The following is a 14,247-nucleotide window of genomic DNA, read 5'->3' as shown; positions in this document are numbered from 1 at the left end:
GCGGGATCGCTCTCCACCTGGCGCAAGGCCGATAGCGGTCCCAGCTTCCGCTGGGACGATGGAGATGTATAAGTCTCTGCATGACCCTGACCGCAGAGCTCTATTTCAGCTTCCGTTCGCCCTACAGCTATCTTTCGGTCGGCCGGTACCGTGCCATGGCCGAGCACTACGATCTCGCCATCGCGCTGCTCCCGGTCTGGCCGCTGGCGATCCGCGAACCCGATTTCTTCGAACGCAACCATCCCAATTGGCTGGCCTATACGCTGCGCGACATGATGCGCGTGGCGCAGTTTCACGGCATTGCCTTCGGACCGCCGCGCCCCGATCCGATCGTGCAGGATGCCGCCACACGCAAAATCGCCGCCGAGCAGCCCTATATCCGCCGCGTCACGCGCATGGGTCAGGCTGCGTCACAAAGGGGTAGGGGCCTCGTCTTCGCGCATGAGGCGGGGCAGTTGATCTGGGGCGGGCAGGAAAACTGGCACGAAGGCGACCACCTCGCCGGCGCGCTCGAACGCGCCGGGCTCGACGCGGCGGAGATCGATCGCGAGGTCGCCGCCGAGGAAGACACGCTCGACGCCGAAATCGCCGCCAACCAGGATGCACTCGAGGCCTCGGGTCATTGGGGCGTGCCGACGCTGGTGTTCGAGGGCGAACCGTTCTTCGGGCAGGACCGTATCGAAATGGCGCAGTGGCGGATGGAGCAGCAGGGGCTGGCGAAGCGATGACCACCGAATTCTTCGACAGTTTCGACGGCACACGGCTGGCGCTGCATCGGCATGGGGCAGGGCGGCCGTTCGTCCTCCTGCACGGCCTGTTTTCCAGCGCGCAGATGAACTGGATCAAATGGGGGCATCACGAGGCGATCGCGGCGCAGGGGTTCGAAGTGTTGATGCTCGATTTCCGCGTGCATGGCGACAGCGCCGCGCCGCACGATCCCGCAAGCTATCCGAGCAATGTGCTGGTGCGCGACGTGGCCGCGCTGGTCGATCATCTCGGGCTCGACGATTACGACCTCGGCGGCTTCTCGCTCGGCGCGCGCACGTCGCTGCACGGCGTTGCCCATGGCGTGCTGACGCCTGCGCATCTGGTCATTGGCGGCATGGGGACCGCGGGGCTGGGCGAATGGCAGCGCCGCGCGGCCAAGTTCCGCCGCGTGATCGACGAGTTCGATGCGATTCCGAAGGGCGATCCCGACTATTTCTCGATGCAGTTCCTCAAGTCGCAGGGGGTCGACCGGGTCGCGGCGCGGCTGCTGCTTGGCACCATGCCCGATCTCGATCTCGCGCTCCTCGACAATATCACCATGCCGACGCTGGTGGTCTGCGGCGACGAGGACCGCGACAATGGTTCGGCCGCCGATCTGGCGAAGCTGTTGCCCGACGCCGATTTCGCCGAAGTACCCGGGACGCATATGAGCAGCGTGACCAAGCCCGACCTCGGGCAGGCGATCGCCGACTGGCTGGGAGACAAGACATGAGCAGCAAACGCCCCGTATTGGGTTGGTGGATGTGGGGCCTCGTGGCCTTCGCCGTGGTCGTCGCGCTCAGTCTCGCGGTGACCGCGCCAGCGGACGTGACGCTCGGTATTGCCGAACACCAGGCCGCCGCGACGGCCGCGCGGGTCGATGAAATCCATGCGCAATGGCACGCGGGCGGCGTGCGGCCACTGGCAATCTTCGCCATGATCGGCGATCTGGTGTTCATCGCCATCTATGGCTGGGGTAGCTGGCTCGCCGGGCGCAGCTTCATGGCGATGGGCGGTATCGTCCGGATCATCGGCGCGGGTGTGGCCGCAGCGGCGGTGGTATTCGTGCTGACCGACTATACCGAAACGCTGCTACAACTGGTGCAATTGCTGCGGGATCAGGGGTCGGACCAGTTGGCGGGCATTGCTGCCACTGCGCGTCCGGTAAAGGTCGCCGCCTGGATCGTCACCTTCCTCGGGGTGATCGCGGCATGGATCATCCGCCGGTTTGCCGCGCCAACCGCTTGATTAAGCTGCGCGGCAGGTGCAATCCGGTAGCACGTGAAACCACATCATTCCGATCCTGAGAGGACCCGCATGAAATTCGCATCCGTCGCGCTCTCCGCGCTTGCCGTCTCGCTCGCCGCCCCGGCCATGGCCGATCATCATGCGGAGACATCCGAAGCGGCCGTATCCGCCTATCCGATGACGCCGCAGGGCGCCGCCGACTGGGTCGCGATGGTCGAGCAGGACATGTTCGATTTCTCGGTCGAATACGGCCGGGTGCTGTGGCTCAACAACACCTATATCGTCCATGACAGCAACCAGCTGGCAGCGAAATACGGCGCGCAGGCGACCGAGAAATCGGTGACATATGCCAATGAAGCGGCGCAATATGCGCGCGTTGCGGGGCTCGACCCCGAAGTCGCTCGCAAGCTCGATATCCTGCGCAACGGCATCGTCATGCCCGCGCCCGTCCGCGATGGCGCGGCGACCGAACTCAACGAAATCGCCACCAAGCTCGGCGCGGCCTATGGCCAGGGCACGGGCACGCTCAATGGCAAGGAAATCAACGGCAGCGATATCGAGGCCGAGATGGGCAATCTCGAGCGCACGCCTGCAGAACTCGCCGAAATGTGGACCAGCTGGCACGAAAATGTCGGTGCGCCCATGCGCGAGGATTACCAGCGCATGATCGCCATCGCCAACGAAGGCTCGAAGGAACTCGGCTTTGCCGATCTGGGCGCGATGTGGCGTTCGAACTACGACATGGACCCCGACCAGTTCGCCGGCGAGACCGAACGCATGTGGCAAGAAGTGAAGCCGCTCTACATGGCGCTGCACACCTATGTCCGCAGCAAGCTCAACGAGAAATACGGCGACGATGTGCAGCCCGCCACCGGCGCGATCCGCGCCGATCTGCTCGGCAATATGTGGGCGCAGGAATGGGGCAATATCTACCCGCTGGTCGCGCCCGAAGGCGCGGGCGACATCGGGTACGACCTCACCGACCTGATTACCACCAAGGGCCTCGACGAAATCCAGATGGTCCGCACGGGCGAGCAGTTCTTCTCTTCGCTCGGCTTCGACCCGCTGCCGGGCACCTTCTGGGAGCGCAGCCAGTTCGTGAAGCCGCAGGACCGCGATGTCGTCTGCCATGCCAGCGCCTGGGACGTCGACAATGTCGACGATCTGCGCATCAAGATGTGCATCAAGAAGAATGCAGACGATTTCGTCACCATCCATCACGAGCTGGGCCACAATTACTACCAGCGCGCCTACAACCAGCAGGACTACCTGCACCTCAACGGCGCCAATGACGGGTTCCACGAGGCAATCGGCGACATGATCGCGCTGTCGATCACCCCCGAATATCTCGTCCAGATCGACATGCTCGACGAGGCCGACGTGCCCAGCGCCGACAAGGATATCGGGCTGCTGCTGCGCCAGGCGATGGACAAGGTCGCCTTCCTGCCCTTCGGCCTGATGGTCGACCGCTATCGCTGGGGCCTGTTCGACGGGTCGATCCCCGCCGACCAGCTCAACACCGGCTGGAATGCGCTGCGCCTGGAATACCAGGGCATCACGCCGCCGGTCGCGCGCGATGAAAGCGGGTTCGACGCCGGCGCCAAATACCACATCCCGGGCAATGTGCCTTACACGCGCTATTTCCTCGCCCGGATCCTGCAGTTCCAGTTCTACAAGGCGGCCTGCGACCAGGCGGGCTGGGACGGGCCGCTGCACCGGTGTTCGTTCTACGGCAATGAAGAGGTCGGCAAGAACCTCGATGCAATGCTCGAAATGGGCGCCAGCAAGCCGTGGCCCGATGCGCTCGAAGCCTTTACTGGCGAGCGCCAGATGAGCGGCGCCGCAATGGTCGAGTATTTCGCGCCGCTCAAGGCGTGGCTCGACGAGCAGAATGCGGGCAAGACCGAAGGGTGGTAGGCCGCTTCGCCTCGTTCCTCACGCTCCCGCTGGCGGCCGCCTGTGCGCCCGTCATGGGGGGCGGGGATGCTCCCTCGCTTCCCACCGCTGCGGATGTCGATGGCGCGCTGTTCGTGGCGGGCAAGTTCGGCAATATGCTGTCGAAGGTCGATCTGGAGAGCGGCGCGGTGGTCGCTTCGGTCGCCAGCTGCGCCAACCCGCATGAACTGGCGACCGCCCCCGGCGGGGCGCATGTCGCGCTTGCCTGTTACGGCGGGCAGACGGTCGATATTTTCCGCACTGCGGATCTCGAACGCGTCGCGAGCGTGGATCTGGGCGAGAATGCGCGCCCGCACGGGATCGTATGGCATGCCAAGGGCGATCTCTACGCTACCGCCGAGGGCCGGCAGTCGATTGTCTGGATTCGCGACCCGCTGGGCGCAGCGCAAGCCTTCGAATATGCCTCGGGCCAGCAGGGCACGCATATGCTCGCCATCGCACCCGATGCCTTGCACGCCTGGACCACCAATCTGGGGTCGCGGACGGTCAGCCTGATCGATCTCAAGACCCGGCGCGCACCGCGTTCGGTCGAGATCGGCGAGGAACCCGAAGGCATCTGGCTGTCTCCGGACGGTGACACGCTGTGGGTGTCCGCGCGCGGCTCCAACGCTGCCTTCGAGCTCGACCAGCAGACGCTCGCGATCCGCCAGCGGGTCGAAACGGGCGCGTTTCCCTTGCGCATCACCCTGCGTCCGCAGGGCGATTACGCGGTCACCTCCGATCTCGCCGATGGCGGGCTGAGCGTGATCGATACCGCGAGCGGCGAAGTCGTGCGCAGTATCGCCGTGTCGAGTCCGGCAGAGGCGGAGGCGCGCACGCAGGTGACGATCCTGTTCTCGCCCGATGGTGAGCGAATATATGTCGCCGAAACCACCGCGAACACGATCGCCGAGGTCGATTTCGCCAGCGGCACAGTGCTGCGCCGGCTGCCGGGCGAAGGCGGCGGTGACGGGATCGCGATCGTCGAATGAGCGCGAAACGCAACGCATTGCCCGTCGTCGGCTGGCGCGAGCTGGTCCACCTGCCCGAATTGGGGCTGCATGCCATGCCGGCCAAGATCGATACCGGCGCGCGCACGTCCTCGCTGCACGGTACGGTGCTTGAGGAATTCGAGCGCGGCGGCGAGAAATTCGTCCGCTTCGCGGTCGATTTCGACCAGCAGCACGTGCGCCAGGTATGCGAGGCGGTGCATGTCGATATCCGCGGCATCACCAGCTCTAACGGCGAGACGCAGCGGCGCTATGTCATCAAGACGCCCATGCGGATCGGGGACCTGGAATTCCGCGCCGAAATCAGCCTCGCCGACCGCCGGGATATGAAATTCCCCATGCTGATCGGCCGTTCGTCGCTGCGCCGGCGTTTTGTAGTCGACAGCGGCTATTCCTGGTTGCAGACGCCCGAGCGCAAAACGACGAAGGGGCACAAGCCCTGAGGAGCCTACGATGAAGATCGCCATGCTGGCGCGGAACGCCAATCTCTATTCGCACCAGCGCCTGCAACAGGCGGCGGAGGAACGCGGGCACCAGTTCGATATCCTTAACACGACGCGCTGCACGGTGCATATCGCCAGCCACAAGCCCGAAGTGTTCTACAATGGCGAACCCTGCATCGGCTACGATGCGGTGATCCCGCGCATCGGCGCCTCGATCACCAATTACGGCCTCGCGATCCTGCGCCAGTTCGAGATGCGCGGCTGCTGGCCGCTCAATGAAAGCGTGGCGATCGGGCGCAGCCGCGACAAGCTGCGCAGCATGCAGATTCTCGCCAAGCACGGGCTGGGCCTGCCGCTGACCGCCTATGCCAACGATCCCAAGGCCGCAGAAGAGATCATCAGGGCGGTCAAGGGGCCGCCGGTGGTGATCAAGCTGCTCGAAGGCACGCAGGGCATCGGGGTGGTGCTGGCCGAAACCATGAGCAGCGCCAAATCGGTGATCGAGGCCTTCCGCGGCGCGAACGTCAACATATTGGTGCAGGAATTCATCAAGGAAGCGGGCGGCACCGATATCCGCGCGCTGGTGGTCGGCGGCAAGGTCGTCGCGGCGATGAAGCGCACCGGCGCGCCCGACGACTTCCGCAGCAATCTGCACCGCGGCGGCAGCGCGCAGCTGATCAAGATTACTCCCGAGGAACGCAGCACCGCCGTCCGTGCGGCGGGGCGCATGGGCCTCAACGTCTGCGGCGTCGACATGCTGCGGTCCAACCACGGCCCGGTGATCATGGAAGTCAATTCTTCGCCGGGGCTCGAAGGAATCGAGAATGCGACCGGCAAGGATATCGCCGGGATGATCATCGAATTCATCGAGAAGCGCGCGAGGGACGGGAAGACCAAGACCAAGGGGCAGGGGTGATCTTCCCTGCGCCGCATGGCGCTATGCGAAAAATATTTGGGCGCCGCCCGCAACGTGGATAGATTGGCCGCATGCCTGAGCTTGAGCACCTTGCCGAATCGTCGCTCGATCACCTGAGGCTGGTCCTTGCCGCCGGCCAGATCGGCATTTGGGAGCTCGATCTGGAAACCGGCACCGCATGGCGCAATTTCCGGCATGACGAGATATTCGGTTACGATGAATTACTTCCGCAATGGACCTATGAGCAATTCCTCGACCATGTGATCCCTGCGGATCGGGGGGAGGTCGATGACCGCCAGAAGCAAGCGCTGGAACGCGGCGAGGACTGGGTTTTCGAGTGCCGCATCACCCGGGCCGAGGGCGAAGAACGCTGGATCAGCGGCGCGGGGCGGCCGCTGATAGTCGATGGCGCGCCGACCAAGATCATCGGCCATGTGATCGATATCACCGATACCAAGCGCAACGAGACGCGGCTCGAAACCCTTACCGCGGAACTCAACCACCGCGTCCGCAACATGCTCGCCACGATCCGCGCGATGATTTCGATGTCGTCCCGCAAGGCAAGCGATGTCGGCCGGTTTGGCAGGGCGCTGGAGGGCCGCGTCGCCGCCTTGTCGCGCACGCATGACCTGCTGGTGGAGAATGCCGACCAGCTGTTCAGCCCGCGAACGATCATCGAAGGCGAACTTGCGGCGTTCGAGGATGTCGCGGACAGGGTAACGGTGAAAGTGAGCGGCAGACCCCGACTGGAGGGGAATGTCGCCGAAGGCTTCACGCTGGTGGTGCACGAGCTCCTGACCAATGCCATCGCCCATGGCGCGCTTGCCAGTCCGGCAGGACGCGTGGCGATGGATATCGAGAAAACCGCTCGCGGGATGCAGCTGGTCTGGCAAGAAAGCGGCGGTCCTCCGGTCGAGGCGGATATACAGCCCGGCTTCGGTACGCGGATGATGTCGATCGTGCTTGGCGGCGCGGGACAGGTCGAGTTCGACTACCGCCCCGAAGGGCTGCGCTGCGTGGTGACTGTCACCGGCTGAGTGCGCGCAGGGCCTATGCGTTGCGCGCCATCAACCCGCCATCGACCGGGATGACCGCCCCGGTGATATAGCTTGCCGCGGGCAGCACCAGCGACAGCGTCATATGCGCGACTTCCTCGGGTTCGCCATACCGTTTGAGCGCGGTGCGCCGCTTGGCGTAGATCGTCTTGTGTTCGTCGGGCACCGCGGCGGTCATCGCGGTGCGGATCGGGCCGGGGCAGATGCAGTTCACGGTGATCCCTTCCGGCCCGAGATCGACGGCGAGCCCGCGGGTCAGACCGGTCACGCCGGTCTTGGCGGCGACATAGGGTGTGTCGCCGGGTGTCGCGCCGAGGCCTTCTGTGCTGGCGATATTGACGATCCGCGCGGCATCGCTGGCGCGCAGATGCGGGAGTGCGGCGCGGACCATGCGCTGATGCGCGGTCAGCATGACCGCCAGCGCGCGGTGCCAGACCTCTTCATAGGCATCGCCGTCATCGAGCGGGGCGAAGCTCGACACGCCGGCATTGTTGACGAGGATATCGATCCGCCCGAAATCCGCCGCGATCTGCGCCACGGTACCGGCGATCGCCTGCTTGTCGGCAACATCAAGCGCGTAGGCACGCGCGCCATTGCCGCATTCTGCCGCCAGTTCTTCGCATGCCGACAGATCGAGGTCGGTCACCGCGACCTGCGCGCCTTCGGCGGCGAACAGCCTGGCGGTGGCCGCGCCCATGCCGCTCGCCGCGCCGGTCACGATTGCCACCCGCCCCGCGATCGAGCGCGAGCGGTCCACTGTCTCGGTCATGCATTTCTCCCCTTGTCGGGAGCGAGCTTACCTGAACGGCGGTTCGTTGAAAGCGCGCAATTTGCGGCTGTGGAGGCGCGGGCCTTCCGCCTTCAGCAGCTTGCACGCGGTCACACCGATCTGGAGATGCGCCGCAATGGCTTCCTCGTAGAAGGCATTGGCCTGGCCGGGCAGCTTGATCTCGCCGTGCAGCGGCTTGTCGGACACGCACAGCAGCGTGCCATAGGGTACGCGGAAGCGGTATCCCTGGCCGGCGATCGTTGCGCTTTCCATATCGACCCCGACCGCACGGCTCAGGCTCATGCGATGCGCCGAACTGGTATAGCGCAGCTCCCAGTTGCGATCGTCGGTGGTGACCACGGTGCCGGTGCGCATGCGCCGCTTGAGGTCGGCGCCATGCGTCCCCGATACCTCTTGCGCGGCGCCCGCGAGCGCCTGCTGGACCTCGGCAATCGCGGGGAGGGGGATTTCCGGCGGCAACACCGAATCGAGCACGTGATCGTCGCGCAGATAGGCATGGGCAAGCACGTAGTCGCCGATCTTCTGGCTCGGGCGCAGGCCGCCGCAATGGCCGATCATCAGCCACGCTTCGGGTCGCAGCACTGCAAGGTGGTCGCAGATCGTCTTCGCATTGCTCGGGCCGACGCCGATATTGACCAGCGTGATGCCTTCGCGGTTGGGACCAACCAGGTGATAGGCGGGCATCTGGTGCCGGCGCCATGCAGTGTCGGACAATTGGGCGCGAGCGTTGTCGGTCTGCTCGGTCAGCATCATGCCGCCCGCACCGGCCAGCGCGGTATAGCCGTCCTTGCCGAGCTGCGAACCGGCCCAGTCAACGAATTCATCGACATAGCGGTGATAGTTCGTGAACAGGATGAACCGCTGGAAATGCTCGGTGCTCGTGCCGGTGTAATGCGCGAGCCGCGCGAGGCTGAAATCGGTCCGCAAACCGTCGAACAGCGACAGCGGGATGGGATCGTCGGCATTTTCGAGCATGATGCCGTCGGCCAGCTCGTCACCGATATCGGCCAGCTCGGTCGAGGGGAAATGCCGCGCGATGAGGTTGGGGTCGACGCCGACCAGCTCCGCGCCGGCCTGGCCGTCGAGGACATAGGGGAAAGGGATTTCCTGCTTCGACGATCCGACCTCGATCTCGACTTCGTAATTCTCGTCGATCAGTTCGAGCTGTTCGCGCAGGTAATCGCGGAACAGCGCGGGGCGGGTGACGGTGGTGGTGTAGAGGCCCGGCGCGTTGAGCCGTCCAAAGGCGCGGTTGCGATCCTCGGGCTGGTCGCCGCCGCGAAACCGCAGCCGCAGTTCGGGATAGGCATAGCTGCCGTCGCTGCGCCGTTCGGGGGCGGGAATCTCGCGTTCGCGGCCAAAGGCGATCACATCCTCGCGCAGCCGTTCCACCGCGGCGTCGTAGATCTTCTCAAGCCGGTCGAGGGTCTGTTCGATCGAATCCATGGGCGTTCCTCCTGCCTCTTGTTGTTTTCGCTTTCGCGTCTCGTGCCTGCACATAGGGTGTGCGGGCGGTACTTACAAAAAGGGCGCGGTGACCGAAGCCGCCGCGCCCTGTTTTGATCGTGATCGCGGGGATCAGCCTTCGTCGCCGTCCAGCGCCGTGGCTTCGATCTTCGCTTCGGTCTCGCTCACGCCGTCTTCGGTGCTGACACCGTCTTCGAGCATATCGGCGGGAATTTCGCCGGGTTCGAGGGTCGGATCGGTCCGGTTGGCTTCGGCAGCTTCTTCGATCTCGCGCTGTTCGTCTTCGAACATCTGCGCCATCACGTCGATGCCCTGGCTCTGCAGTTCGGCTTCGTCGTCGCTGCGGGCGACGTTGGCCTTCACCGTGACCGAGACTTCGGGGTGGAGGTCGATGCGGACTTCATGCATGCCGATCGCCTTGATCGGATCACCCATGATGACCTGCTTCTTGTCGATCTCGTGGCCCTTTTCGCCCAGCGATGCAGCGATGTCGCGCACGTTGACCGAGCCGTAGAGCTGGCCGGTGTTCGACGCTGCGCGGATCAGGACGATTTCTTCGCCCTGGACCTTTTCGCCAGCCTTCTCGGCTTCGCCGCGACGTTCCGCATTTTCCTTTTCCAGGCGGTCGCGGTTCGCTTCGAAGACCTTCTTGTTCGATTCGTTGGCGCGCAGGGCCTTCTTCTGCGGAAGCAGGAAGTTGCGGGCATAGCCGTCCTTCACGGTGACCACGTCACCGATCGAGCCGAGCTTTTCGATCCTCTGAAGGAGAATGATATCCATGGTTATTCCCCTACTTCACGATGTACGGCAGCAGGCCGATGTGGCGGGCGCGCTTGATGGCCTTGGCCAGTTCACGCTGCTTCTTCGCGCTGACGGCGGTGATGCGGCTGGGGACGATCTTGCCACGCTCGGACATGAAGCCCTGCAGCAGGCGCACATCCTTGTAGTCGATCGCGGGAGCGTTCTTGCCCGAGAAGGGGCAGGACTTGCGGCGGCGGAAAAACGGGCGGGCCATCAGTTACGCTCCTCGCGGTCGCGGCGCTTCTTCGCATCGCGCTCGTTCTTGCGCATCATCACGCTGGGACCTTCTTCGTGCTCTTCGACACGGATGGTCATGTAGCGGATGACGTCTTCATTGATGCGGGTCTGGCGTTCGAGCTCCTGCACGACGGCGCCGGGGCCCTCGATGTTGAGCATCACGAAATGCGCCTTGCGGTTGCGGTCGATCTTGTAGGCGAGGTTCTTGAGGCCCCAGGTCTCCGTCTTGGTGACCTTGCCTTCGTTCTGCTCGACAATTTCGGTAGCGGTGGCGGCGAGCTGGTCGACCTGAGCCTGGCTCAGGTCCTGTCGCGCCAGGAAAACATGCTCGTATAGAGCCATGCCCTTGTCCTTTCACATATGGCCGATCGCTGGCTGATCCGCGGGATTGCGGGGCCCCTCCGGCTTTCTTCGTCATCCCCGAATCCGGTATCGCCGGACATGAGGGATGCGCGCACATAGCGGGATTGGCCGCGAATGCAAGCCACGTTCGGGGCTTGGCAGCGCGGAACCGGGAGGGCAGGGCGGCATTGCGTCTGCAACAAAGGAGTATTGCGTGCCCGGTGGATTAGTAGCCCTGCTCGACGACGTTTCGATCATCGCCCGCGCGGCGGCCGCCTCGGTCGACGATATCGGGGTGGCGGCCAGCCGCGCCGGCACGAAGACGGCGGGCGTCGTGATCGACGATGCGGCGGTCACGCCGAGCTATGTCACCGGCCTCAGCCCTGCGCGCGAGCTGCCGATCATCTGGAATATCACCAAGGGCAGCTTGAAGAACAAGCTGATCATCCTGTTGCCCGGCGCCTTGTTGCTGAGCTGGCTGCTACCCAGCGCGATCATCTTCATCCTCATGCTCGGGGGCGGCTACCTGTCCTACGAAGGGGCGGAAAAGGTAATGGAGAAACTGGGTAGCGAAAAACACGGCCTGACGGTGGACGACGAGATCGCCGATCCCGTCGCCTTCGAGAAACAGCGGGTCGCGGGCGCGATCCGTACCGATCTGATCCTGTCGGCGGAGATCATGGCGATCACGCTCAACGAAGTGGCCTCGGAGGATTTCATCGTCCGCGCGGGTGTGCTCGCGATCGTCGGGATAGCGGTGACGCTGTTCGTCTATGGCGCGGTGGCGCTGATCGTGAAGCTCGACGACATCGGCCTGCACCTGCGCGAAAAGAGCTCCGAGCTGGCGCAGACCTTCGGCCAGTTCCTCGTCACCTCGGTGCCCTATCTGCTGACGACGCTGTCCTTCGTCGGCACGATCGCGATGCTGTGGGTCGGCGGCGGGATCATCCTGCACAGCCTCCACGAGCTTGGCCTCCATGGGCCTTCGGACTGGGCGCATGGCGTGCAGCACATGGTCGAGGGCGTCACCGGCGGCCTCTCGGGTATCCTCGGCTGGACGACCTATGCCGGCCTGTCCGCACTGGCCGGGCTGGGGCTGGGTTTCGTGCTCGCTATCGTGATCCACAATGTGTTCAAGATCGGGAAGACGCACGGCCATGGCTGAGCGGCCGGTTCTCTACACCTGCGCCGGTTCGCGCGGGCTGCGTGCGACATGGGCGGCGGAGGAGGCCGGAGTCGATGTCGAGCTGAAGCTGCTGCCGTTCCCGCCGCGCTTCACCGTGCCCGAATATCTCGAGACCAATCCGCTGGGTACGGTGCCCATGCTGGTCGAGGGCGAGGTGCAGATGACCGAAAGCTGCGCCATCGCGCATTATCTGGCGACCAAAGGCGCGGACCAATCGCTGGTTGTGGCACCGGGGGAGCCGGATTATCCCGCCTATCTCGACTTCACCTATCACGCCGATGCGACGATAACCTTCCCGCAGACCGTCTATATGCGCTTTGCCCTGTTCGAGAAGGACAAGGGCTGGAGCGAGGCGGGCGAAGCCTATGCGAAGTGGTTCTGGAAGCGGCTGGTCAAGCTCGAGCAGCGCCTCGAAACGCGTGAATTCCTGTGCGCGGATCGCTTTACCGTGGCGGATATCTGCTGCGGTTATGCGCTGATCCTGGCGGGCCGCGTCGGGCTGGACGAGGGCTTACCGCAATCGCTCAGGGACTACCGCGACCGGTTGACCGCACGCGAGGGATATCGCCGCGCAGTGGCGCGTGAGGCCGCGGGCCCCGCCGCGATCTAGAGCAGCCGGTCGAACAGGCCGCGGGCAAATACGCTCAGCGTGTCGTCGCGCGCGCCCATGATCACGATCCGGTCGCCGGGCTGGGCGATTTCGGCCAGCCGGTCGCCCACTGCCTCGCGGGTGGGGATGTGTTCCGCATGCCCGCCCGCTTCCTCGATCAGCCGCACGATCCGCTCGCTGCCTTCGCTGCGATCGACCGAGCCGCCGAAATAGACCGGATCGCATAGGATCACGCGGTCGCCATCGCCCAATTCTTGCGCGAAGGTCTGGGCCAGTTCCTCGCCCATCTGGCGCAGGGGCCCGTAGCCGTGCGGCTGGAAGAAGGCGAGCACGCGGCCCGGGTGCGCCTTGAGCGTGCGCAGCGTGGCGGCGCATTTCTCGGGATTATGGCCGAAATCGTCGATCACGGTGATGGCCGAGGCGCTGGTGCCGATAATGTCGAAGCGGCGCGCGAGCCCTGCAAAGCCAGCCAGCGCGGCGACCGCCTTGGCCACCGGGATGCCCGCGGCGGCCGCACCGGCGATGGCCGCCAGCGCATTGGACAGGTTGTGCCGCCCGGGCAGGTCGAGCGTCAGCGCATGCTCGCTCCCGTCATGCCGGTCGATGACCAGAGCGGCCTGCCGCATCGGGCCTTCCGCGATCGAGCCCGGGACCACGCCGATCTGCGCCTTCTCCTGCTCGATCCCGAAGGTGACGACTTCCTTGGCATGCGGCAGCAGCGCCAGCGCTTCGGGGTCGTCGGCGTTGATCACCGAGATGCGGCTGCGCGACAGGTAATCGCCGAACAGCTGGCGCAGCTCTTCCATGCTCTTGTGGTCGAGACTGACGTTGAGCAGCACGCCGACCGCCGGACGATAGAGCGCGATCGACCCGTCGCTCTCGTCGACTTCGCTGACATAGAGGCTCTGCCCGCCGATCACCGCGCTGGCATAGGGGCGTTCGGGCGAGACGAAGTTCTTCATCACCGCGCCGTTCATGATCGTCGGTTCGCGCCCGCAGGCATGGAGGATCCAGCCGAGCATCCCGGTGACGGTCGACTTGCCGCTGGTCCCGGCCACCGCCAGCCCCGCACCGCTGGTGTTGAAGAGGATCGAATTGAGCTCGGCGCGGGTCAGCCGCAGGCAGCCCAGTTCCTTGGCGCGCTTGGCATCGGGTACGGTGTCCTCCACTGCAGCGCTGGCGACGAGGATATGCCCGGCCGAGACGATCCCGCTGCCGTCCTGCGGATGCAGCGTAAAACCCTGTTGTTCGAGCGCGGCGAATTTGTCGGGCGTGCGGCCCTGATCGTGGCTGCGATCCGATCCCTCGACCGTGCAGCCGCGACCTTTGAGGATCTGCGCCAACGGCAGCATTCCCGATCCGCCGATCCCGCAGAAGAAGAAGGGACGGGCGAACAATTCATCTGGAGTGGGCATATCGCTCATGCGCGTGCAGCTATTGAGTTGTGCCGCGCGATACAA

The 14,247-nt window shown here is 64.7% G+C and carries 16 protein-coding genes; 10 read left to right on the top strand and 6 right to left on the bottom strand.

The genetic code is table 11. The features are described from left to right. Positions 1 to 80: 80 nt before the first annotated feature. From VWN43_RS07410 to VWN43_RS07375, 8 genes are all read left to right on the top strand, one after another. Positions 81 to 728 carry a 2-hydroxychromene-2-carboxylate isomerase gene (locus tag VWN43_RS07410; protein WP_320180034.1) on the top strand — a complete coding sequence of 216 codons (648 nt, stop codon included), beginning with the start codon at positions 81 to 83 and terminating at the stop codon, positions 726 to 728. Continuing rightward, positions 725 to 1,480, top strand: a complete 756-nt coding sequence (locus VWN43_RS07405; RefSeq protein WP_320180035.1) for an alpha/beta fold hydrolase — start codon at positions 725 to 727, stop codon at positions 1,478 to 1,480. Before VWN43_RS07410 ends, VWN43_RS07405 begins: the two co-directional genes overlap by 4 nt. Next, entirely contained in the window at positions 1,477 to 1,995 is a 519-nt protein-coding gene (locus VWN43_RS07400) for a hypothetical protein (RefSeq protein WP_320180036.1), read from the top strand. The genes VWN43_RS07405 and VWN43_RS07400 overlap by 4 nt, the downstream gene beginning before the upstream one ends. Before the next feature lie 69 nt (positions 1,996 to 2,064). Beyond that, the gene (locus VWN43_RS07395; RefSeq protein ID WP_320180037.1) at positions 2,065 to 3,912 is read left to right on the top strand and encodes a M2 family metallopeptidase; all 1,848 of its coding nucleotides are present in this window, start codon (positions 2,065 to 2,067) and stop codon (positions 3,910 to 3,912) included. Next, the gene (locus VWN43_RS07390) at positions 3,906 to 4,922 is read left to right on the top strand and encodes a YncE family protein (RefSeq protein WP_320180038.1); all 1,017 of its coding nucleotides are present in this window, start codon (positions 3,906 to 3,908) and stop codon (positions 4,920 to 4,922) included. Before VWN43_RS07395 ends, VWN43_RS07390 begins: the two co-directional genes overlap by 7 nt. Next, positions 4,919 to 5,383, top strand: a complete 465-nt coding sequence (locus VWN43_RS07385; protein ID WP_320180039.1) for an ATP-dependent zinc protease family protein — start codon at positions 4,919 to 4,921, stop codon at positions 5,381 to 5,383. The genes VWN43_RS07390 and VWN43_RS07385 overlap by 4 nt, the downstream gene beginning before the upstream one ends. A 10-nt stretch (positions 5,384 to 5,393) precedes the next feature. After that, complete coding sequence (rimK, locus tag VWN43_RS07380; protein WP_253515334.1) at positions 5,394 to 6,299, top strand: 30S ribosomal protein S6--L-glutamate ligase; 906 nt, start codon at positions 5,394 to 5,396, stop codon at positions 6,297 to 6,299. A 71-nt stretch (positions 6,300 to 6,370) separates the two neighbouring features. Further along, positions 6,371 to 7,336, top strand: coding sequence for a sensor histidine kinase (locus VWN43_RS07375; protein ID WP_320180040.1), 966 nt, complete (start codon positions 6,371 to 6,373; stop codon positions 7,334 to 7,336). Positions 7,337 to 7,349: 13 nt separating this feature from the next. On the opposite strand, the gene VWN43_RS07370 is transcribed toward VWN43_RS07375, so the two are convergent. The 5 genes from VWN43_RS07370 to rpsF all read right to left on the bottom strand — a co-directional run bounded on the left by VWN43_RS07370 (position 7,350) and on the right by rpsF (position 10,991). Beyond that, positions 7,350 to 8,123: an SDR family NAD(P)-dependent oxidoreductase gene (locus tag VWN43_RS07370; RefSeq protein WP_320180041.1), complete on the bottom strand. Its 774-nt coding sequence runs from the start codon at positions 8,121 to 8,123 to the stop codon at positions 7,350 to 7,352. Between the two features lie 27 nt (positions 8,124 to 8,150). Then, on the bottom strand, positions 8,151 to 9,590 hold the full coding sequence (locus tag VWN43_RS07365) for an AMP nucleosidase (protein ID WP_253515340.1): 1,440 nt from the start codon (positions 9,588 to 9,590) through the stop codon (positions 8,151 to 8,153). 132 nt (positions 9,591 to 9,722) lie between these two features. After that, positions 9,723 to 10,391 carry a 50S ribosomal protein L9 gene (rplI, locus tag VWN43_RS07360; RefSeq protein ID WP_320180042.1) on the bottom strand — a complete coding sequence of 223 codons (669 nt, stop codon included), beginning with the start codon at positions 10,389 to 10,391 and terminating at the stop codon, positions 9,723 to 9,725. A 10-nt stretch (positions 10,392 to 10,401) separates the two neighbouring features. Continuing rightward, positions 10,402 to 10,626: a 30S ribosomal protein S18 gene (gene rpsR / locus VWN43_RS07355; protein WP_094062939.1), complete on the bottom strand. Its 225-nt coding sequence runs from the start codon at positions 10,624 to 10,626 to the stop codon at positions 10,402 to 10,404. Further along, the gene (rpsF, locus tag VWN43_RS07350; RefSeq protein ID WP_253515345.1) at positions 10,626 to 10,991 is read right to left on the bottom strand and encodes a 30S ribosomal protein S6; all 366 of its coding nucleotides are present in this window, start codon (positions 10,989 to 10,991) and stop codon (positions 10,626 to 10,628) included. Before rpsF ends, rpsR begins: the two co-directional genes overlap by 1 nt. A 214-nt stretch (positions 10,992 to 11,205) precedes the next feature. On the opposite strand from rpsF, the gene VWN43_RS07345 reads away from it, so the two are divergent. Beyond that, positions 11,206 to 12,156: a DUF808 domain-containing protein gene (locus VWN43_RS07345; protein ID WP_320180043.1), complete on the top strand. Its 951-nt coding sequence runs from the start codon at positions 11,206 to 11,208 to the stop codon at positions 12,154 to 12,156. Further along, positions 12,149 to 12,787 (top strand): glutathione S-transferase family protein, encoded by a 639-nt coding sequence (locus VWN43_RS07340; protein ID WP_320180044.1) that lies wholly within the window; start codon positions 12,149 to 12,151, stop codon positions 12,785 to 12,787. The genes VWN43_RS07345 and VWN43_RS07340 overlap by 8 nt, the downstream gene beginning before the upstream one ends. Here VWN43_RS07340 and VWN43_RS07335 read toward each other — a convergent pair. Continuing rightward, positions 12,784 to 14,211 (bottom strand): glutamate ligase domain-containing protein, encoded by a 1,428-nt coding sequence (locus tag VWN43_RS07335; RefSeq protein WP_320180045.1) that lies wholly within the window; start codon positions 14,209 to 14,211, stop codon positions 12,784 to 12,786. The two genes, VWN43_RS07340 and VWN43_RS07335, sit on opposite strands and share 4 nt — an antisense overlap. Between the last annotated feature and the right edge of the window lie 36 nt (positions 14,212 to 14,247).

This window comes from Qipengyuania sp. HL-TH1, from assembly GCF_036365825.1.
Taxonomy (GTDB): Bacteria; Pseudomonadota; Alphaproteobacteria; order Sphingomonadales; family Sphingomonadaceae; genus Qipengyuania; species Qipengyuania profunda.
Note: the sequence above shows the minus strand (reverse complement) of the source record. Positions and strands in the feature narration are given on the sequence as shown.